Source organism: Rhizobium sp. SJZ105 (assembly GCF_007828365.1).
Taxonomy (GTDB): domain Bacteria; phylum Pseudomonadota; class Alphaproteobacteria; order Rhizobiales; family Rhizobiaceae; genus Agrobacterium; species Agrobacterium tumefaciens.
In genome coordinates, this window is sequence record NZ_VIUP01000003.1 from 1 (window position 1) to 20928 (window position 20928).

At 57.1% G+C, this 20928-nt stretch carries 19 protein-coding genes, 1 tRNA gene and 1 pseudogene; 13 read left to right on the forward strand and 8 right to left on the reverse strand.

What is annotated here, in order from left to right; translation table 11 throughout:
• The first annotated feature begins 17 nt into the window (after window positions 1–17).
• The 4 genes from FB593_RS12045 to FB593_RS12060 all read left to right on the forward strand — a co-directional run bounded on the left by FB593_RS12045 (window position 18) and on the right by FB593_RS12060 (window position 4323).
• Window positions 18–94 (forward strand) — tRNA-Met (locus tag FB593_RS12045).
• A gap of 538 nt (window positions 95–632) precedes the next feature.
• Window positions 633–1742: a 2Fe-2S iron-sulfur cluster-binding protein gene (locus FB593_RS12050; RefSeq protein WP_112290245.1), complete on the forward strand. Its 1110-nt coding sequence runs from the start codon at window positions 633–635 to the stop codon at window positions 1740–1742.
• 41 nt (window positions 1743–1783) lie between these two features.
• Window positions 1784–2905 carry a histidinol-phosphate transaminase gene (gene hisC, locus FB593_RS12055; RefSeq protein ID WP_112290247.1) on the forward strand — a complete coding sequence of 374 codons (1122 nt, stop codon included), beginning with the start codon at window positions 1784–1786 and terminating at the stop codon, window positions 2903–2905.
• The gene (locus FB593_RS12060) at window positions 2902–4323 is read left to right on the forward strand and encodes an FAD-binding oxidoreductase (RefSeq protein ID WP_145166633.1); all 1422 of its coding nucleotides are present in this window, start codon (window positions 2902–2904) and stop codon (window positions 4321–4323) included. The genes hisC and FB593_RS12060 overlap by 4 nt, the downstream gene beginning before the upstream one ends.
• Before the next feature lie 51 nt (window positions 4324–4374).
• Here FB593_RS12060 and FB593_RS27835 read toward each other — a convergent pair.
• The 6 genes and pseudogenes from FB593_RS27835 to FB593_RS12090 form a co-directional block, all read right to left on the reverse strand.
• A pseudogene (locus FB593_RS27835) lies at window positions 4375–4500 on the reverse strand (aldehyde-activating protein); the annotation flags it as partial.
• Complete coding sequence (locus FB593_RS12070; protein WP_013636823.1) at window positions 4479–5165, reverse strand: ABC transporter permease; 687 nt, start codon at window positions 5163–5165, stop codon at window positions 4479–4481. The pseudogene FB593_RS27835 and the gene FB593_RS12070, both read right to left, overlap by 22 nt.
• A 4-nt stretch (window positions 5166–5169) precedes the next feature.
• On the reverse strand, window positions 5170–5877 hold the full coding sequence (locus FB593_RS12075; RefSeq protein WP_035198759.1) for an ABC transporter permease: 708 nt from the start codon (window positions 5875–5877) through the stop codon (window positions 5170–5172).
• Window positions 5878–6014: 137 nt separating this feature from the next.
• Window positions 6015–6809, reverse strand: a complete 795-nt coding sequence (locus tag FB593_RS12080) for a transporter substrate-binding domain-containing protein (RefSeq protein WP_003514202.1) — start codon at window positions 6807–6809, stop codon at window positions 6015–6017.
• Between the two features lie 79 nt (window positions 6810–6888).
• On the reverse strand, window positions 6889–8850 hold the full coding sequence (locus tag FB593_RS12085) for a DUF2817 domain-containing protein (protein ID WP_080797682.1): 1962 nt from the start codon (window positions 8848–8850) through the stop codon (window positions 6889–6891).
• Window positions 8851–8989: 139 nt separating this feature from the next.
• Window positions 8990–10030: an aromatic ring-hydroxylating dioxygenase subunit alpha gene (locus FB593_RS12090; protein ID WP_013636820.1), complete on the reverse strand. Its 1041-nt coding sequence runs from the start codon at window positions 10028–10030 to the stop codon at window positions 8990–8992.
• A 129-nt stretch (window positions 10031–10159) separates the two neighbouring features.
• On the opposite strand from FB593_RS12090, the gene FB593_RS12095 reads away from it, so the two are divergent.
• Window positions 10160–11080 (forward strand): LysR family transcriptional regulator, encoded by a 921-nt coding sequence (locus tag FB593_RS12095; protein ID WP_080797685.1) that lies wholly within the window; start codon window positions 10160–10162, stop codon window positions 11078–11080.
• A 23-nt stretch (window positions 11081–11103) separates the two neighbouring features.
• On the opposite strand, the gene FB593_RS12100 is transcribed toward FB593_RS12095, so the two are convergent.
• Complete coding sequence (locus tag FB593_RS12100) at window positions 11104–11619, reverse strand: flavin reductase family protein (protein WP_080797687.1); 516 nt, start codon at window positions 11617–11619, stop codon at window positions 11104–11106.
• Window positions 11620–11630: 11 nt separating this feature from the next.
• The gene (locus FB593_RS12105; protein WP_080797690.1) at window positions 11631–12995 is read right to left on the reverse strand and encodes an LLM class flavin-dependent oxidoreductase; all 1365 of its coding nucleotides are present in this window, start codon (window positions 12993–12995) and stop codon (window positions 11631–11633) included.
• 427 nt (window positions 12996–13422) lie between these two features.
• Here FB593_RS12105 and FB593_RS12110 point away from each other — a divergent pair, with 427 nt between their 5' ends.
• The 8 genes from FB593_RS12110 to FB593_RS12145 are packed head-to-tail and all read left to right on the forward strand — an operon-like array spanning window position 13423 to window position 20928.
• The gene (locus FB593_RS12110; protein WP_321186278.1) at window positions 13423–14556 is read left to right on the forward strand and encodes an HD domain-containing phosphohydrolase; all 1134 of its coding nucleotides are present in this window, start codon (window positions 13423–13425) and stop codon (window positions 14554–14556) included.
• A complete protein-coding gene (locus tag FB593_RS12115; protein WP_112752016.1) occupies window positions 14549–14875 on the forward strand; it encodes a hypothetical protein in 327 nt (108 codons plus the stop codon). The genes FB593_RS12110 and FB593_RS12115 overlap by 8 nt, the downstream gene beginning before the upstream one ends.
• Window positions 14872–15240, forward strand: a complete 369-nt coding sequence (locus tag FB593_RS12120; RefSeq protein WP_013636814.1) for a response regulator — start codon at window positions 14872–14874, stop codon at window positions 15238–15240. Before FB593_RS12115 ends, FB593_RS12120 begins: the two co-directional genes overlap by 4 nt.
• The gene (locus FB593_RS12125; RefSeq protein WP_003514186.1) at window positions 15237–17204 is read left to right on the forward strand and encodes a chemotaxis protein CheA; all 1968 of its coding nucleotides are present in this window, start codon (window positions 15237–15239) and stop codon (window positions 17202–17204) included. Before FB593_RS12120 ends, FB593_RS12125 begins: the two co-directional genes overlap by 4 nt.
• Complete coding sequence (locus FB593_RS12130) at window positions 17201–17746, forward strand: chemotaxis protein CheW (protein ID WP_003514184.1); 546 nt, start codon at window positions 17201–17203, stop codon at window positions 17744–17746. The genes FB593_RS12125 and FB593_RS12130 overlap by 4 nt, the downstream gene beginning before the upstream one ends.
• Window position 17747: 1 nt before the next feature.
• Window positions 17748–19565 carry a methyl-accepting chemotaxis protein gene (locus FB593_RS12135; protein WP_112290260.1) on the forward strand — a complete coding sequence of 606 codons (1818 nt, stop codon included), beginning with the start codon at window positions 17748–17750 and terminating at the stop codon, window positions 19563–19565.
• A gap of 2 nt (window positions 19566–19567) precedes the next feature.
• Entirely contained in the window at window positions 19568–20062 is a 495-nt protein-coding gene (locus tag FB593_RS12140) for a chemotaxis protein CheW (protein ID WP_003514179.1), read from the forward strand.
• Window positions 20059–20928: a CheR family methyltransferase gene (locus FB593_RS12145; RefSeq protein WP_013636811.1), complete on the forward strand. Its 870-nt coding sequence runs from the start codon at window positions 20059–20061 to the stop codon at window positions 20926–20928. Before FB593_RS12140 ends, FB593_RS12145 begins: the two co-directional genes overlap by 4 nt.

Consider the following 20928-nt stretch of genomic DNA (forward strand, 5'->3'; position numbering starts at 1 on the left):
GGGATTTACGCTGGTAACGCGGGGTGGAGCAGCCCGGTAGCTCGTCAGGCTCATAACCTGAAGGCCGCAGGTTCAAATCCTGCCCCCGCAACCAAAATTTACGAATAAATTCAACACGAAAGCCCTCTCATCGTAGAGGGCTTTCGTGCGTTTTGGGCGTTGGATACCGCAAATGAATTGCTGGCGATATATCACCGTGGGGCTCTGATAGCGTGCACCTAGGCCTATATCCTGCTCGCGGAGCACTCTGCAACTATCTAACGATTGGTTCTGAAGATCACGTTCTGCTTTGGCGTATCCCGGTAAAAAACGAGGCGCAAATCCAGAGTTGCTCGCGCCAATTCAAACCCCCATAGTTTAGCTTTTCTAAACAAAAACCCATCTGTGGCGGGATTGTCTCTCTTTGTTGACGCGCAAATAATGAGATTTGTCAGAGGGATAAATTGAGGTGAGGCCTTGGGGCTGCAAATTGGTGAATACCAAATTGCCAGCGAGTTTTTGAGGAAGTTCTGCCTCCCGCGAAAACCTTTGATCGTCTGCAGGTTGAAGCAAGCCTTGAGCGATCTCACGGGGAGGGCTCTTGAGGCGATCTGTAGATTTCCGGATATTGCAATCATCAGGACAAGCAAATCATGACGACCCGCCTGGATCCACGTTTTCGCCCGTTCGAGGTAAAGCGCAAGGTGCGCGAGAGTGCCACGATCACGTCTTTTTACCTCACGCCTGTCGACCCTGCGGATTGGTGTACTTTTGAGGCAGGCCAGTTTCTGACGATCCAGATACCGCATCCCGAAGGCAAAGAACCGCTTGTCCGGAATTACACGGTTTCGTCAGGACCAAATGAGATCGGGGTCTATCGTATTACCGTGAAACGGGAGGCCGCTTTAGCGCCCGATATGGCCGATGGTCTTGTTTCGTGCTGGCTCCATGACGCCGTTGAAGAGGGTGCGGTCATCCATATTGACAGGCCGCGTGGTGCGTTCAAACTCGACAAGGCCAGTCAGCGACCGGTTATTCTCTTGTCCGGTGGCGTCGGGCTGACACCTACGATTTCCATGTTGAAGGTCTTGGTTGCGGAAAGCGATCGGCCCGTCTGGTTCGTCCATGCCTGCGACGGGGCTGCTACCCATGCGCTGCGTGAAGAAGTACGGGTGCTCGCTGAAAAGCGCAGCAACGTCCATATTCATTACTGTTATCGTTTTCCGACCGACGAGGATGCCAAGGCCGGACTATTCCATTCCGCCGGTTTCATCACTCGGGAGACCTTGCAGTCGTTTCTGCCGCTGGACGATTACGAAGTCTATATGTGCGGACCACCGCCGTTCATGCAGGCGATGTATGACCTGCTCCTCTCCCTCGGCTTGGAGAAAAGCAAGATTGCCTACGAGTTTTTCGGGCCTGCCTCCCTGCTTTCGCCATCGCAGCCGAAGAAGGAAGCAAACCTCAGCCTCACTGTTGCTCCGGTGGCGTCAGAGCCTGAGTACTCAGGCATTGAGATCGTTCTTGGAAAGTCAAATGCCAGATTCGAGTGGGATTCAGCCTCGGAATCCATCCTGAGCTTTCTGGAGAGCCGGGGTATTGAGCCAGCATTCTCCTGTCGCGCGGGTGTCTGCGGCAGCTGTGTCCAGGACCTTGTGTCCGGCGACGTTGAATATGTGGAAGAGCCGCTGGATGACGTGCCATCCGGGCAGATTCTCCTCTGTTGTTCCAAGCCCGTGAGTTCAGTCGTACTCGACCTCTGAAACCAGATTCCAGCGTTTATCCAAATCAGCGAGATCAACCCATGTCCGATATACTCAGACTCAACCCGCACGTTGCTGAACTTCCGCCTTATAATGCTGGAATGAATATCGCCGTTGCGCGAAGCAAGACGGGTTTGACCGAAATTGCGGCCCTTGCCAGCAATGAGAATCCATATGGTTGCTCTCCGAAGGTAACCGCTGCGCTGGCCAGTCTCGACCCCTCACGCTATGCGGATCCTGCCTGTGTGATCTTGCGTGATGCGCTTAGTCGAAAGCTCGGCGTTGCCGGAAACCGGATTGTCATTGGAAACGGCTCCGAAGAGATGATCGCTGCCGTTTGTCGCGCGGTCCTGCGTCCGGATGCTACCGTGGTCGCGATGATACCTGGTTTCGGCCTTCACGAAATCGAGCCCAGAGCAAATGGTGCGAAAATCATCAAGATACCGATGACGAAGGATCTTCGGTTCGATCTTGAGGCGATGACGACCGCATTGCGCGAAAAGCCATCGATATTCTTCATCTCCTCGCCTTCCAATCCCGTGGGCCCGGCGTTGCGACAGGATCAGCTCTCAAGCCTCATTGCAGCTGTCCCGAAAGAGACGTTGCTTGTTTTCGACGAAGCCTATTTCGAATTCTGCGACGGGAATACGCCAGATGGGCTTAAGACACTGGCTGACAGCGCTATCTCCTGGGTCGTGCTCAGAACCTTCTCGAAGGCCTACGGGCTGGCTGGGTTGCGCGTCGGATATGCCGTGGCTTCCGATGAGCGGCTGGCACAGGCCATGTCATCTGCAAAGACACCGTTCAACGTCAATGCAGCCGCGCAATTGGCCGCAGTTGCCGCGCTCGATGACGAAAACTGGATGCGGGTTTCCGTCGAAAGCGTCGTCAAGGAGCGCAGGCGCATGGCTGCGGCAATCGCCTCGCTTGATCTTTTCGTTCCGGACTCTCAGACGAATTTTCTCTTCATCGATGTTGGTTGCGACAGTTCGATCGCTTTCGATCATTTCCTGTCCCATGGCGTCATCGTCAAACCCTGGAAAGAACCGGAGTTCGCCAGCTTCATTCGTGTGACCGTCGGGCTTCCTGCGGAAAACGACCGTTTTCTCGAAGCGTTACGCTCACTCAAAGATAAGCTTCCTGAGGCAAAAGTCGCGTCATGATCGAACACAATACCGCCTCAACACGGGATTTGTCCGCCGCGTTTCTCAATGAAATCGACCAGATTATCGGCCCGTCGAACCTGAAACGCGGTGATGCCGTTGCCAATCTCGATTATGGCGTAACGCCTGCGAATTTCGGTGCGGATGCGGTTGCTTTCCCTTCATCTCCGCACGAGGTTGCGTCGATCATAAAAACTGCGGTTGCCCATGGTATATCGGTTGTACCACAGGGTGGCCGAACCGGGCTTGTTGGCGGGGGTGTGTCCGTCCCCGGTCAAATCGTGGTGTCGACCGCCCGGCTGAACCGGATCGTGGAAATCTATCCAGATGAGCGGGTTGCCGTTGTTGAGGCGGGCGTTACGCTTCAAGCGTTGCAGGCGGCCGCATCGGAGCATTGTCTCGAGCCAGGCATCGACTTGCCATCGCGTGGTTCTGCCACGATTGGCGGAATGGTCTCGACCAATGCCGGCGGGATTTCTGCCTTTCGATATGGGGTGATGCGACATCGCGTGCTCGGACTGGAAGTCGTATTGCCTGATGGCTCGATATATTCCGACCTGACACGCGTGGTGAAGAACGCCGCAGGATACGATCTCAAGCATCTCTTCATCGGGGCCGAGGGTACGCTTGGTATTGTGACCAGAATTGCCATCAAGCTGGAGCCGGTTCCCGCAGCAACCGCAACCGCACTTTTTGGGCTTCCCTCCGTTGAAGCGGCTCTTGATGCAACCGGGCTGGGGTTGACCGTGAGGTATGGCCACATGCGTGCGGCGGAAGCGATCTGGAATTCGTTTTTCTCCCTGACGGCGGGCGAGCACCTTTGGTCGGCGCCAGATTATGCCCCTGACTATCCTGTCAACCTCATCATGTCTCTGGGCGGCGGTGACGAGGAACAGCTTCAGATGGAGCTCGGCCGGATTTACGAGGAGCTGTATGAAACCTATCCGAACGTGTCCGCTGTCGTCGCAACATCGAAGGCGCAGGAAGCAGAGTTGTGGCGTCTGAGGGAGGACACGGACCTTATCTATCGCAGATATCCGGCTGCGCCGTCCTTTGACGTCTCCGTCCCCTTGTCGCAGATCGGAGAATATGTGGCTCGCTGCGTACCGGAGCTTCGGTCAATCGATCCTCTCCTCGATCCCTACCTCTTCGGCCACATTGCCGATGGCAATCTTCACATTGTTCTCAATGCAGCCGGGGCAGCTCTGACGCCCGCCAAGATTGCTGCCATCGAATCCGTTCTGTACCGCGACCTGACGCAATCGGGTGGTTCGTTCTCGGCGGAACATGGGATCGGCTCCAAACGCATTCATGCGTTGCGGGAGACAGCGAACCCGGTAAAATTTGCCTTGATGACGCAGATCAAGGCCGCAATCGATGGCGGATACACTCTTAACCCCGGCAAAGTCACCGGCTGACATGACAACGCCGCGCTCTTTAGGCGCGCGGCGCGGACACGACATAGGAGGCTACGGTTCAGTTCGCCAGAACGCCTTTTTTTTGGCTGTCCAGGCGGCGATATAGTCCATAAATGCGCGTGACAGGCAGTCGTAAGGTTCGAGACTACTGGCCTTCAGCGCGCTTCGTGACGCATCAGATGTGCCTCAAGCATGCGGATGAGCATGACGAGGGTGAGGTTGATGACGAGGTAGATGGCACCCGCCAAGGCGAAAACCTCGAAAATCGCGAATGTCTGGCTCATCAGGCGCTTTGCATATCCCGTGATCTCGAGAACCGTGATTGTCGAGGCAAGGCTCGTACCCTTGACGACGAGGATCAGCTCATTGCCGTAAGCCGGCAGAGCCTGGCGAATGGCGAGCGGGAATTCGATCCGGCGGAAACGCATAAATGGTGACATTCCCGTGGCTTTGGCCGCTTCCTTGAGACCCGCGGGAACCGATAATAATCCGCCTCGCAGAATCTCCGATGTATAGGCGGCTGTGTTGAGCGCCATCGCCATGACCGCGCAGCGCGCACCATCACTAATCACCCACCACGTTATGGCATTGCCTTTGATAAAGCCAATTTGGCCAAGCCCGTAGTAAAACAGGAACAGCTGTACAAGCAGCGGTGTACCGCGAAAGACCATGCTGTAATATTTTGCAAACCCGGCAAGGAAACGGTTTTCGGACAGCCGCATGAGCGCAAGACCAAGGCCGAGATTGAAACCGATCGCGACAGATATCGCGGTTATGGTCGCCGTTGTGGAAAGCCCTTTCAAGAGGAAAGGCATCGATGTTTTCAGGAATTCGATATCCATCGCGTTACTTCCTCGCCCTTAGTCTCACCAGGCGTTCGACCCTGTCGAATCCAGCCTGGCTTATGATGGTGATCGCGAAATACACGACGGCTGCGATAAGAAAGAAAATCAGGGGATTGCGGGTGCTACCGGCGCCAACCGAGGCGGCGCGCATCAGTTCCTGTAGCCCGACAACCGATACCAGTGCCGTGTCCTTGATGGTTGTCTGCCAGACATTGTTCATACCGGGGATGGCAATGCGTAGCATTTGCGGGATGATGATGCGCCTGAAGATGCGGCGCCCGGGAATCCCCAGTGCGCGCGCAGCTTCTATGTGTCCCGTCGGGATGGAAGCCAATGCTCCCCTGATAACCTCGGTCGAGTAGGCGCCTGAAATCGTACCGATGGCAATGATGGCAATGATGAAGGCATATCCGCTGTCCGCAAGGGCAGCATATCCGAAAGCTGTGGCAACCTGTGTCACGAATTGCACGGAAGAAAAGAACAGCAGATAGATGATAAGCAGTTCAGGCACCCCCCGCACGAGAGAGGTATAGGCGTCTACCACAAGTGTCAGCGGGAATATCCGCGCCCACTTGATGACCCCGCACAAGGTTCCGATCAACGCACCGACAAGCATGCTGACCGTACCGACGGCAATCGTTATTGCGGCCCCCTGCAGAATGGCTCTTATCCAACCACCCTGCCAAACTAGGATCAGACTAGACTCCATTGGATTTGCCTTGGTTTTGCTGCGCACTCCCTTGCCTTTTTGGCAGCAGGCATCGTCAGCGTCTTCGACCGTGCGCACCCTGTCAGGTTGCGATTGAGTGGTTGCCCCGCACTTCTGGGAAGAGCGGGGCAGGCGTCTTAGTTGCAGGGTCTGGAGATATCCATCTTGAACCACTTCTGGCTCGCTTTGCCGATCGAACCATCCGCGACGAGCTCGCACAGTGCCTTGTCGATCTTCGTCTTCAGCTCGGTGTTCTCCTTGGCAATTCCGACGCCGATCCCTTCGCCGAGGGTGGAATCGAATTTGCTCTGAACTTTCACGTCGACAAACTGAAAGTCCTTGCCTTCGGGCTTGGCGAGAAAATCCTGAAGCGCAGAGGCGTCTGCAAATGCTGCCTCAACGCGGCCGCTTGCGAGATCGATCTGCATATTGTCGAGCGTGTCGTAGGTTTTGAGATTGGCATTCGGCACCCGCTTTTCGATGAAGTGGGCGTGCGTCGTTCCGGTTTGAACGCCGATCGTCTTGCCGTCCAAGCCCTTCAACAAAGTGTCGATATCCTTGATGCCGGCGAGATCGGATGTCTTGGGAACGAGGAACATGTTTGCCAGCTCAGCATATCCGACCGAAAAATTGATTTCCTTTTTTCGATCCTGGGTAATCGACATCCCGGAGATGATGACGTCGAAGCGCTTCGCCTTGAGGGCAGGGATCAGGCCATCAAAGGCCTGCACGACGAACCGGCACTTCACGGCGAGCTTCGTGCAGAGCAGGTTGCCGACATCGGCGTCGAAGCCGGTCACATTGCCGGCAGCATCGGCCATGCTCCATGGTGGATAGGCACCTTCGGTGCCGATCGACAATTCGCCTTCGGCAGCGTGCGCCGTGCTGACGCCTGCAAGAAGCAGGGCGAGTGACAGGACTTTCAGATTCATATGCGAATTCCCCTATTTGGTTATTTGTCAGGTTTGATTTGCCGGACACAGCCCCGGCACAGCTGATCAGCGGATCACGTCATAAAGTTCGCGACAGAAATTGACGCAGGCGTTCCGATCGCGGATTGGTGAACAATTCCGCCGGGGTACTCTCTTCCTCCACCTTTCCTTTGTGTAAGAAGAGAATCTTGTGAGATACCTCGCGCGCAAACTGCATTTCATGCGTCACGAGGATCATGGTATTGCCCTCTTCTGCCAGCTGACGGATCACGCGCAGGACCTCTCCCACAAGTTCGGGGTCTAGAGCGGATGTCGGTTCGTCACAGAGGATGACTTTTGGCCGCATGGCCAGTGTTCTTGCGATGGCCGCACGTTGCTGCTGGCCGCCGGAGAGCTGCCCGGGATATTGGGCATGCTTTTCCGACAGTCCCACTTTCTTCAACAACTGATGGGCATGGTCGATTGCATCCTGGCGACGCTCGCCAAGAACATGGACGGGAGCCTCGATGATGTTCTCAAGCACGGACATGTGGGGCCAGAGATTGAAGTTCTGGAATACCATTCCCACGCGGGCGCGAATTCTCTCGACCTGGCGCATGTCTGCTGGCTGCGAACGGCCATTCGCTCCGCCCTTCATTCGTATTTCCTCGCCATCAACGACGATCGTTCCACTGCTGGGCTGTTCAAGCAGGTTTATACAGCGCAAAAACGTGCTCTTGCCGGAACCTGACGAGCCGATCATCGAAACGACTTCGCCGGGATCGGCACTCAGCCCCACGCCCGACAGGACTTCGTGCGTGCCGAAACTTTTGTGGAGATCATGAACTTCAACGGCTGGCCGTTCATGGCGTTTGGTGTTCACAGGCACGGCCGGTGGCCAGTCGCTCACCAAAGCCGGAGCGGGTGCGCCCTTTGAAGCCGGGGGAGTAACCGAGGCAAGTGCGGTCAGCGCGCGGTCGAAATATCGCAAGCTTGTCCCAAGACAGTTCTGCTGCCATTCGGGATCGTCAGGAATGAACGCCGTTCTCAGCGTCTTCTTGATTTTCTGCCCAAGCGGAGATTCGATATTCCCGAAAAGATGCAGCCAGTTATCGGCCTGCACGGCGTCCATCACCACCGGGCCTTCAAGGGTTCCGCATTCGATTACCAGCGGCAATACGCGGCTCTCGGGCAAGGATTTGCAGACCGCTGCTGAAACGTAGCCCGTAGCCGTTGCCGCAATGCCGGTATCGGTCGTTGCGCCATTGCCGGTCATCACGACCGCGAGTGCGTGCCCATAGGTTTTCCTGCCCCATTCCAGACCGGCATGGTCCTCTTCCGCCACGGATAGCAGTGCGGGATATCCGTAAGGGCCTGCACCGGTGTGAAGATCGAAGACGACGACATCCGACGCGCCACTGACGAAAGTGCTCAAGATATCGTTGAGGGTGCGGTTCGACCATGTCGGGCCGTTGCCGCCATAAAACAGTCCGTCTGGAAAGTCGTATTGGCCTGCTTCGATAATCGCGGCGATCCCGGCGTGACCATTTAAAGCGGCCTTGGCATCTCTCAGCAGTTGATCGGCACGGTCACGATCGGGTCCATCCCACTCGGCGCAGACAAATGCATTATGGAGTGGGGCGTATCGTTCGTTTCGTGGAACGGCTCTCTTCCAGTCAACGAAGTTTCGGTTGAGATCGACATTGTCCTCGTTGACCCGTCGGCTCCATGCTGTTCCCCATGGGTTGATCAGATGGATCATCACCACAGCCGTATCGGGAGGAAGCGGTAAAGGGTTATTTGCGGCAAGCCATTCAGCCTGGCAAGCCGATCCGAATTGCCCCTCAACTCCGTGCGTGCCGGACAAGATGACGAGTTTTTTTGACGCGTTGCGTTCGCCCAGATATGCAACATCCGTGAAAAGGTGCTCTCCACCTGGGCCATGCAATGGATGCTTATATTCGAACAACGCAGCATTCGACCGGCGCGCAGCGGAAAGAAAACGTTGCCGCAGCACATTATAGTCCACTGAATAGAGCTCAGGCTGCCTGATGTGGCGCATCAAGGATACTCCCGATTTGTGGCGGGCGTCGGCTTTTGCCGATCACCAGCTATGTTCCCGGTTATTATTTTTTTGCCATCTCCGCCTGATACATTTGAGCAGGCGAAGACCATATCGTTAGTCGTTCCGGCGCAGGCGCTTACTCCGCGGCAGCGACGACATTCATGGTCTCGCTATCGATCATCTGTGAAAGCTTGCGTCTGAACCGCAGCGGTCCGACATCGATCTTCAGATCGAGGTTTGGAGTCTTCTTGTTCGCGATCCCGTGGTGGACCGCCTCTAGCACGACACGGTCTTCCTCGAATGCGCCGCGTACGGATGTTGCGAAGCGCGCTGAAACGTCCGGGTCGTCGGGCGCGAAATTTCGCATCTGAAACCAATAATACTTCGTGCGGTTCTCATCGACTGGCGTCATGAAATTGTAGCTGTCCATCAAGAACGTATTGGCTGGCAATTCGCGGCCTTCGCCACCGGAGCCTGATGGTGCAAAGATGGCCTTGATGATGGCATTGCTGGGGTAGCGAACCTCGTAATGCTGTTTTCGATCGCATTTCCCCTCAAATTGCAGGAACGGTGCGTAGAAGGGGGCTGGATCTGAATCCAGCATCCAGCGCCAGACGACGACGCCATCGCTTTTCACCGTTGTTTCCAATGGCGTTTCTTCGCAGGCGGAACTGGCGAACGAGCTCTGATGTACCCATGCGACGTGGGATGGGTCCAGCAGATTGTCCGTCATGTAGAGGTAATTGCAGTTGATCGTCATCGACTCGCCGCGATTGACGCCCCAGGACGGATCACCGAAATGTTCGACATGGAAAATCTCTGCGGGATCGGCTTTCGCGGCCTCACCCATCCAGACCCAGACGAGCCCGTAACGTTCCTCCACCGGGTAGGAGCGGACGCAGGCCACATGTGGAATACGCTCTGCACCCGGTACGCGGGTGCAGGCGCCGGAACAGTCGAAGGTCAATCCGTGATAGCCGCATTCGACGTCGTCGCCCTTGATACGCCCCATGGACAAGGGGAGCTTGCGATGGGGACAGGCATCTTCGAGCGCTGCAAGCTTGCCATTCTGAAGACGATAAAGAACAATATTTTCGCCGAGCATCGTTACGGGTGTCAGGTCTCGTCCGATTTCGTGATCCCAGGTGGCGACGTACCAAGCATTCTTGAGAAACATTTTCTTCCCCCGTTCTCGCTTTAATCGGATCAGTATTTTCCTTGTTGCGATGCGGGACAAGCGGATTTTCGTTGCGTTTTTGTTTAGAAAAAATTAACAAAAAGCAGAACTGGAGATACTCTATTGGCTATGCCCCCACTCCATGCCCTGCAAGCTTTCGAAGCCGTAGGAAGGTGCGGCACGATGAGCACGGCCGCCAAAGAACTGGGCGTAACACCCAGTGCCATCAGCCAACAGGTGCGCAAGCTTGAGAACCATCTCGGCGTTACGCTCCTCGAACGTATCGGACGCCGTGTGGAACTGACGTCGTGGGGTGTTCTTCTTCACAAGGAAGTCGCCAAAGGCTTCAGCCAGCTCAATCATTCCGTCGATGTTCTCGAACGGGCGCGGAGCCAGACCGGCATCGTGCTGACTGCGCTCAGCTCGGTGGTGAACAAGTGGATCGGCCGCAAGATCTTCGAGTGGCAGGCTCTCTATCCGGAAGCCAATGTCCGTATCATCGGCAAGGATGACGAACCCAGCCTGTCGGGCGGCCAGAGCGATTTTCGCATAACCTATGGAAAGCGGGCAGAGGTGCACGCGCATTTCGTGCCGCTTTATACGGATTGGGTGGTTCCCGCATGTTCGCCGCGTTTGCTCGGGGGACGGACATTATCGGCGCCCGCCGACCTTCTCAAATTCCCTTTGCTCAATATCGAGTGGGAAGCCCATTACAGCCGTCCGCCACAATGGAGCGAGTGGGCGCAGCTGGTTGGCGCGACCGTGAATGAAAAACTCTCGAGCCTGTTTTTCGCGCTGTCGAGCAACGCAATCGACGCTGCGGTCAACGGACACGGCTTCGTGCTGGCTCAGGTCTCGATGATCGAGGACGAGTTGCAGGCCGGTACACTTGTTGTTCCTTTCGACATCCGCCTTCCGCTTCCCGAGAGCTACTATCTGGCATGGGATCGTTCCGTTTTCGATAAGCCCTACGGAAGAGAATTTCATATGTGGGTGATGGGGATCGCGAAAAAGCAGTCTGTCGCATCGTCCCCGAACCGCAGTGCGTGACTAATGGCCTACCGCTCGGGATATCACTTTCTGATGTGTTGATATTCTCCGCGCCAGTACAGAAGTGGCCGGGCATCGTCATGTGTCCTTATCGACCGGACGAGGCCGATCAGGATCACATGGGATCGATGGATGATCGCGTCTTCGAGTTCGCAGTCCAGACTTGCCAGAGCGCCATCCAGCGCAAGGCCGCCTGACGCCATCGTGTGCCAGACGGCGCCATCGTAGCGGCTGCCACCCTTAAGGCCATTAAAACCCGAGAATGAGTGGGCGACGTTTTCCTGACCTTCAGCGACGACGTTGACGCAAAACCGTCTGGCTTTCTCGACGATTTCCCAGGACGAGGATCCACGATTGAGTGCGACCATCACCGTCGGGCCATCCGCAGAAAGTGCTGTGACGGATGTTGCGGTGAAGCCGGTTCGTGTTTCACCCGTGCCTGTCGTGATGACGCAAACGGCACCCGCCAGATTCCGCATGGAGGATTTGAAGAGGTCAGCGCCCGGAGACGGCACCTGCATTTTCATCTGGTCCACCATGATCGGCTCCTTCAGATGCGCTCTTTATCGCCTTTGGCGGCCGTGTAACGGTTGGCAGGCATCGAAAGCCCCAGGTTCTCGCGCAGCGTCGATCCTTCATATTCCTCACGAAACAGTCCGCGCCGCCGCAACTCCGGCAAGACAAGGCGGACGAAATCTTCCAGGCTTGCGGGAAGTGTCGGGAACATAAGAATAAAACCGTCGGCGGCACGGGTTTCGAACCACTCTTCCATGTAGTCTGCGATCTGTTTTGGTGTCCCGGTTATTCCGTTTCCGGTGTGGCGTTCTGCGTAGTGGCGGATCAATTGTCCCACTGTCTGTCCTTGTTTGACGAACTCGACGAGCTGGTCAAACATCTTGCGCGAGCCTTTCGGCTCGGCGGGCAGCCGGTCCATCGGAAATGGTTGATCGAGGGGAACGCCACGAAGGTCGGCTTCGAGGAACTCCGAAAGCATCAACCGACCCACGTCCGGATGCAGGCTGTCGATGAGAAAATCGACTTTTGCCTTCGCCTCGGCCTCGGTCTCCCCAACATTGACGACAATTCCCGGCATGACCTTGAGATCTTCGGGATCGCGACCGAATGCCGGCATACGTCCTTTGACGTTCTGATAGAAAGCCCTGTTGCTCTCGATGTTGGATGCCAGGCTGAAGACGATTTCCGACGTCCGTGCAGCAAGGTTCATTCCGGCCTCGGAGCCGCCGGCCTGAGCAATAACAGGCCGCCCCTGCTCGGAAGGCGCAATGTTGAGCGGGCCGCGCACCTGAAAATGCTTGCCGACATGATTGAGGGTATGGTGCTTGTCCTTGTCATAATAAACGCCGCTTTCGCGATCGAGCAGCAAGGCGTCGCGTTCAAAGCTGTCCCATAGGCCGAACACTACGTCGATGAATTCCTGCGCGCGCTCGTAACGGACGGCGTGAGGATCGAGACCCTGACGATTGAAGTTGTAGCCGGTCTCGTCATGATCGGAGGTGACGACATTCCAGCAGGCGCGTCCCCGGCTCAGCTGATCGATAGACGCGAAAATCCGGGCGACATTGAAGGGTTCATAATAGCTCGTCGATACCGTCGAGACCAAACCCAGTCTTTCCGTCATCACCGAAAGTGCCGAGATGAGAGAAAGCGGTTCGAACCGGTTCTGCTTGGTCGGGCTGCGCGCCAAGGCGTCGGGGTCACCAACGGCAGCCGCAGCGGAATCGGCGAGGAACATGAAATCGAATTTGGCAGCTTCAGAAATTCTGGCCACATTCAACATGTGGCTGAAGTCGGTTGCTGCGGTTACCTTGCTTGCCGGGTGCCGCCATGCGGCTGCATGGAAGCCGAACGTGTAAACAAAGGTTCCGAGCTTGATCTTGTCCTGCCGTTTCGACATCGTTCCCTCTTTTGCCTGATACCAATTCTGGTCTCAGGCTATTCGAGGATCAACGCTGCAACAATCGGCCGAAATCTTCTCCGTAGGTTAGAAATACTAACAAGGATTAGTGGCGCGTCTGCGCATCAGCCCGAGAGGCTGCGGCGCCACGCCACGGGATCACATTCCCGTTGGAAGGCCTGATGATGGCGCTTCACTATAAGTATTCATAAGTCACACTTAAGTCGCTGTTAACCAACATCTGGTCAATTTATTCATATAAGAAGTTGTCTTCTCAGGCGAATTTCGCGCAGGCGCTTCATTTTCATGACCACATGACGCGGTCGTCTTTTCCCAAAAAAATGTTTCCAGATCCGTAGAATTCGTTCGGTGAAAGCCGAGGAGTTCGCGCGTCTATTCGCCCGCAATCCAATGATAGCGAGGACAAGTGCAAATCGTATTGGTCGATGACAGCAAGTCGATTCTTGTTGCCCTGAAAGCGACGGTCCGCGGGCTTCCGGATGTCGGCACCATCGTGGGCTTCACCGATCCCACGGAGGCGTTGGAATTCTGCCGCAACAATGCGGTCGATCTGCTTGTGGTGGATTATACGATGCCGAAATATAACGGCATACAGCTCCTCAAGGCACTGAATACGTATGAGCATTTCGCGCATGTGCCTGTCATCATGATCACATCGGAAAGAGGCCGGCCTGTCCTTATCGAAGCGATAGAGAGCGGTGTCACGGAATTCATCCACAAGCCCTTTGACCCGGTGGAGCTGAAGGCGCGGGTGCGCAACCTTCTCGCCTTGCGCAAGGCGCAGCGCGATCTTGCCGGACAGGCGCGCAGCCTTGTGGATGAGGTGCGCAAGGCCACCCGGCAACTCGCGGCCCGCGAAGAAGAAATCATCTGGCGCCTGGCGCGGGCCATCGAATTCCGCGACGGCCACACCGGCGACCATATTTCCCGCGTCGCGCAAATCAGCATGCTGATGGCAAAGGATCTCGGCCTCGATGACGAGCATTGCCGCATGATCTATCTCGCGGCACCCTTGCACGATGTCGGCAAGATCGGAATTTCCGACAGCGTGCTGCTGAAGCCGGGTCGCCTGACGCCTGATGAGATTACCGAAATGCGAAAACATGTCGGTATCGGTGTGCAGATTCTCGAAAACGGTTCATCCGACCTGCTGCGCATAGCCGAGGCGATTGCAGGTGGCCATCACGAAAAATGGGATGGAACGGGATATCCGCACGGCTTGTCGGGCGATGGCATTCCGCTGGAAGCCCGTATCGTCGCCATTGCGGACGTCTTTGAGGCTCTCTGCTCCGAGCGCCCTTACAAGATGGCGTGGTCGACCCAAGAGGCCTATGCGCATGTTGTCGCGCAGAGCGGCAGCCATTTCGATCCCGCTTGCGTCGCGGCGTTCCAGCGCCAATGGACGCTGATCGAGAGGCTCATGACGGGCCACGGCGTTCTGGAGATCGAAGTGCCGAGCCTCGAAACACCGGAAGAACAACCGATCAGGGCGGATGGCGGCATGCAAGCCGCAGCCGTTCGGGAGACTCCCCATGTTTGATGAAACCACGAACGACACACTGAAGATGCCGCAAGCGCTTTCCATACGGTCGATTGCGCCGGCACACGGTCTTCTTCTCGACCGTCTCAAAGACACCGACAGGCTGGTGGTCGAGGTGCCCAAGGATGCGGATGCGGATTTGAGCTTCGTGCAGCTGATGGAAGCCTCGCGCAATTTCGCGGCGCAGAACAACAAGACGATAACATTGAAAGAGCCGGCTGACGGTCAGGTTTTGCAGACATTGCGGCGGGGCGGTTTCCTGTCGCGGATGGATGAAACCTCCCGCCAGTTCTGGTTGCATGGAAAGGACATATCATGAGCGCACATATTTTAACGGTCGACGATTCCGCCAGCATTCGCATGACGACGAAGATCGCCCTCACAGGCGCGGGCTACCAGATTACCGAGGCCGTTGATGGGCAGGACGGTCTTGCCAAGGCGAAGGCCGCGAATTTTGACCTCATCGTCACTGATCTCAACATGCCGAACATGAATGGTCTCGAGATGATTGAGGCGCTTCGGCAATCTCCGGCTCATACCGGCATTCCGATCATCTTTTTGACGACGGAATCCGATGCGGACATGAAGGCGCGCGCCAAGGCCGCCGGTGCCACCGGCTGGCTGACCAAGCCCTTCGATGCCGAACATCTGGTCAAGATCGTCAGAAAGGTCCTCGGAAAATGACGACGCTGGACCCTATTCAGGTTTTCAGAACGGAGGCTGCGGAGCTTTTCGAGCAAATCGAGGGTGGCCTTCTCGATCTGCTTCACGATTTGACCGATCAGGATCAGATCGACGCCGTTTTCCGCGGACTGCATACATTGAAGGGGTCCGGGGCAATGTTCGGGTTCGAGGCGCTTGCCGCCTTCACCCACCATTGCGAAACCGCCTTTGACCGGGTGCGCAAGGGCGAGGTTCCGGCAACCAGCGAACTGGTCGCAGCCGTTCTTGAAGCGCAGGATCATATGCAGGCGCTGGTCGACAATCCGCACGGTGTGCAGGGTGATGTTGGAGAGCAGCTGCTCGCCAAGCTTCGTGCGGCAGTCGGCACTCGTGGCGATGGCGGTGTCCTGACACATGTTCCGGCGCAGAATCTCGCCAGGAAGCAGGCAAAGGCAAAAGCCGCCACCTGGGAAATCCGGTTCCGGTTGCCCGTCAATGCCATGGCAAACGGAACCAATCCCCTTGGTCTGCTGGATGAGCTGGCCGAACTCGGCGATTGTGAAATCGTTGCCGACACCTCGACGGTGCCGTCTCTCGACGCCCTCAATCCGAGCGATCTCCATCTAGGCTGGACAGTCCGGCTGACGACCGAGCAGCCGCAATCGGCAATCGACGACGTTTTCATCTTCGTGATGGATGACATGGAGATCGATATCCGCGCAATCGAAGCGGTTGTCGAAGAAGAGCTCCCCGTTTCCGAGATCCTGCCGGAAGCCAGAAAGGTCGCCGCCGATCCGAAGGGCGGCAAGGCGGCCGAAAACGTACGGGTGCCTGCTGAAAGACTTGACGAGTTGATGGATCGGGTCGGTGAACTCGTCATTGCCCAGTCCCGCCTTTCGCAGCTGGCGGGTAGCAGCGTCGATATTCTTTTGCGCTCTGTTTCGGAGGATGTCGAACGTCTTTCCGGAGAACTTCGCGATACGATGATGGTCCTGCGAATGGTGCCGATCGCCCAGCTTTTTGGTCGGTTCCGCCGTCTGATCCATGACCTGGCGCGGGAAACGGGCAAACAGATCGAGCTGGAGACCGAGGGCGAAGGCACAGAGGTCGACAAGGCGGTGATCGAACGCCTGGCTGATCCACTCGTGCACCTTGTCCGCAACTCCTGCGACCATGGTCTCGAAAAAAGCGATGAGCGTGTGGCGGCCGGCAAACCGGCGACGGGGCGGATCACCCTCATTGCCCGCCAGTCGGGCGGTGATGTGACGATCACCATCCGTGACGATGGCCGTGGCATCGATCGCCAGCGCGTCCGGGCAAAAGCGGAGGCTTCCGGCCTTCTGGCTCCGAACGCGCAGGTCAGCGATCAGGAACTGCTGCAGATGATCTTCCAGCCGGGCTTTTCGACAGCCTCTGAAGTTACCAGTCTTTCCGGCCGTGGTGTCGGCATGGATGTGGTGAAAAAAAGTGTCGAGGCCCTTCGCGGCACGATCAGCGTTACCAGCACGCCGGGCGCGGGTTCGGAAGTTTCGCTGGCGATCCCGTTGACTCTGGCCATCATCGACGGCCTGCTGGTGCGGGTCGGCAATGGTTGCTACGTCATTCCGCTGCCGGCGGTGGAGGAATGCCTGGAACTGTCGCCTGACGACGATATTCGTTCGCGGGGCCGGTCCTTCATTTCATTGCGCGAGAGCCTCGTTCCCTTCATTCGCCTGCGCGAATTGTTCAACACCGGAACCAAGCCGGATCAGTTCCAGAAGATCGTCGTCATTTCCACCGGCTCCGAGCGGGTCGGGCTTGTGGTTGACCAGATCATCGGTGACCACCAGACGGTCATCAAGGCCATGTCGAAACTGCACCATGACGTCGCGACATTCTCCGGCGCGACCATCCTCGGTGACGGCAATGTCGCCCTTATCCTCGATGTCGCACATCTGGTGATGGCGGGGCAACAACAGGAGGCGCGATTGCGGGCCGCGGGATGAACCAGTCTCTCTTGAAGCAGACGGACGAGTTTTGGGGCGTGTCCGACGCCGTGGAAGTTCTGACCTTCAACATCGCGGGCGAGACCTTCGCCATCGAGGCGGTGAAGGTTCGGGAAATTCTGGATCTTCTGCCCGAAACCGCCGTTCCCGGTGCTAAAGCCTTCGTGGCGAGTGTTATCAACTTCCGGGGCAAGGTCATCCCTCTGGCTGATATCCGTCTTGCCTTCGGCATGGAAGCCACCGAGCGAACCATTGATAGCCGTATCGTCGTCATAGAACTGCCGTTTGATGGCGAGCCGGCATTGATCGGCATCAGGACCGATAAGGTCAACGAGGTGACCACGTTCAGCCGGGCAGCCAGCGAACCGCCGCCGAGCGTCGGCATGCGGTGGCGGGCGGATTACATCCATTGCCTCATCAAACGCGGCAGCGAGTTCGTCATTCTTCCAAATCTGACAGCAATTTTCACGGGGCATCGCGAGTCCGGACCGGTTTCGTCCAGCGCGCGTGGCAACGTCATCGAACTTTCCAAGGAGCATTGAGATGCGATTTACAATCAAGATGAAGCTGGCGGTTGCCTTCGGCTTTCTGATCCTGATGCTTGCCGGAACGGCCGGCTACGGCATCTACAGCCTCGGTATCGCCAAGAATGCCATGGACGACGTGGTCGATGGCACTGTCGTGCGCCTCGACAAGGTTCACCAGATGAACGCACTGGCGCTGGCAACTGTCCGGTCGCAGAAGAATATCATCCTTGCTGCTTCGCCGGAGGAAACCCAGCTTTTCAAGGCGGCAGGTAACGAAAGTCGCGACCAGTTGACGGCCATGCTGAATGATATGGCAGCCACCGCCAGCGCCGAGACGCGTGCGTTCTGGACGGATCTGCAGGCCACCACCAAGGCTTTCGAGGCCAGTGATGATCACGTCCGGGAACTGGTTGCGCAGGGCAATACGTCGCTCGCCGCGTCGTACTCGTCCGGCAAGGGCCGTGACGCTGCCAATGCCCTGACCGGGAAACTGGGCGAGGGCGTCAAGATGAACCGCGACCGTCTTGAAGAATCGAAGCAATTGGCGGCTGATGACTATGAGCAGACCCGCACCCTGCTGGTCAGTGCATCGGTCGTTGCCGTACTAATCGCCATCGCGACAGCATTCTGGATCGCGCTCGGCATCAGCAGCGGATTGCGCAAGATCATGACCGTGGCGGAGGCGGTTGCGATCGGCGATCTCGATCAGAATGTCGAGATCAAGACCAATGACGAGATCAAGGATCTCGTTGCGCGCATCAACACGATGACGGGCAATCTGCGCAATACCGCAGGCATTGCCGACCGGATTGCCGATGGCGATCTTACCGTCATGCCGAAACCCCTGTCCGACAGGGATACTCTCGGCCTTGCGCTGGAACGGATGGTTGAGCGCCTGCGTGGCATTGTCGCCGATGCGCTTTCCGCTTCCGACAATGTGTCCTCCGGCAGCCAGGAACTGTCGGCCAGCTCCGAACAGCTGAGCCAGGGCGCGACCGAGCAGGCATCGTCTGCCGAAGAGGCTTCGGCCTCGATGGAAGAGATGGCTGCCAACATCAAGCAGAATGCCGACAATGCCGCGCAAACGGAAAAGATCGCGCGTCAGTCGTCCAAGGACGCCGAAGCCAGCGGTGAAGCCGTCAACCGCGCCGTGGTCGCCATGCGCACCATCGCCGAGAAGATTTCCATCGTGCAGGAAATTGCCCGCCAGACCGATCTTCTGGCGCTGAACGCCGCCGTTGAAGCGGCGCGCGCTGGGGAACACGGCAAGGGTTTTGCTGTCGTAGCATCGGAAGTGCGCAAGCTCGCCGAACGCAGTCAGGCTGCTGCCAGCGAGATCAGCTCGCTTTCCGGCGAGACCGTGCAGGTGGCAACCGAAGCGGGCGACATGCTGAACCGTCTGGTGCCGGACATTCGCAAGACCGCCGAGCTGGTCGCCGAAATCTCCGCCGCCTGCCGTGAGCAGGATATCGGCGCCTCCCAGATCAACGAGGCAATCCAACAGCTTGACAAGGTGACGCAGCAGAACTCCGGCGCTTCGGAGGAAATGTCTGCGACTTCGGAAGAGCTGGCCGCACAGGCCGAAGAGTTGCAGAGCAGTATCGCCTTCTTCAAGGTGGATACCTCAAGCGTCTCGTCGCGCCCCGCACAGGCTGCACATCGGCCTGCCGCAAAGCCTGCTGCGACGCGTCCGGCGATGAAGCCGGCCCCCGTTCGCAAACCGCAGACGGGCAACACCGTCAGCGCCCAGCAAGCCCGCGTCAAAGGTTTCGCACTGGATATGTCCATGGGCGGTCCCGATGCTGACGACGCGGATTTCCGCGAAAGCGCCTGACCATGACCAGCACATCTTCAGAAGGCCAGTTCGTGACATTCAGCCTCGGTGAGGAGGTCTTTGCGGTATCCGTCGCGGTCGTCCGTGAAATCCTCGACTATGAGGACACGTTCAAGATTCCGCATAGTCCTGAATATCTGCTGGGTCTGAGAGATGTGCGCGGGCAGGGTGTGCCCATCATCGATCTGCGGCTGCGGCTCGGAATGAGCCGCAGCGTGCGGACACCCCATACCCGCGTGCTGGTGCTGGATATTCCGTTTCCATCCCGCACGCTGGCGATAGGTCTCGTGGCGGACAAGGTATTCGAGGTGACGCCGTTCCGTCGCGACCAGATGGAAACGGCACCCGATATCGGCGTTCACTGGAACTCCGACTACATTGCAGGTGTGGTTCGCCGGGAAGGTGATTTCGTCGTCATCATCGATCTTGCAAAGCTTTTCTCGAACGAAGAAAATGCCATTGCCCGGCAGGGCGGCACACCGGTTCAGGCGGCATGAGGAGAGCCCTTCCCGTGGATGCCTCCATTGCTGCCAGCTCCGCGCATGATGGCCTGAGTCAGCGGGATTTCCGGCTGCTCGCCGAATACATCTACAATTACAGCGGCATAAAGATGCCGGACAGCAAGCGCACCATGCTGGAAGGGCGTCTGCGCAAGCGCCTTCGCGCCACGGGGCATGCCACCTTCGCTCAATATTGCAATTTCCTCTTCCGCGAAGACGGGCTGGAAGAGGAAGCGATCTACCTGATTGACGTGGTGACGACCAACAAGACGGATTTTTTCCGTGAGCCGAACCATTTCGACTACATGGAGAAATTCGCTTTGCCTGCACTTGCGGGTGAAGGCCATGGGCGTATCCGTGCCTGGAGTTCCGCCTGTTCGACGGGTGCGGAACCCTATACCATGGCGATGGTGCTGGCCGAAGCGGCCGAGAAACAGGTCATCAACAATTTCAGTATCCTTGCGACCGACCTTTCCACTGATGTGCTCAGGAAAGCCCATAGCGGTATCTATGCCCGTGAACTGCTCGAACCGGTTCCGGCCGACATGATGCGGAAATATGTCATGCGGTCGGTCGATGCCGGACGACGGGAGGTTCGGATCGTGCCGCGGCTGCGTTCCAAGATCGGTTTTGCCCGCCTCAACCTCATGGACCCGACCTACCAGATCGGCGATGCGGTGCACCTTCTCTTCTGCCGTAACGTTCTCATCTACTTTGATAAAAAAACGCAGGTGCACGTCCTGACTCAATTGTGCAAGCGCCTGGTGCCGGGCGGTTACCTTTTCATCGGTCATTCCGAAACGATAACCGGTATCGACCTGCCCCTGCGGCAGGTCGCCAATACCGTTTTCAAGAAGCAATAG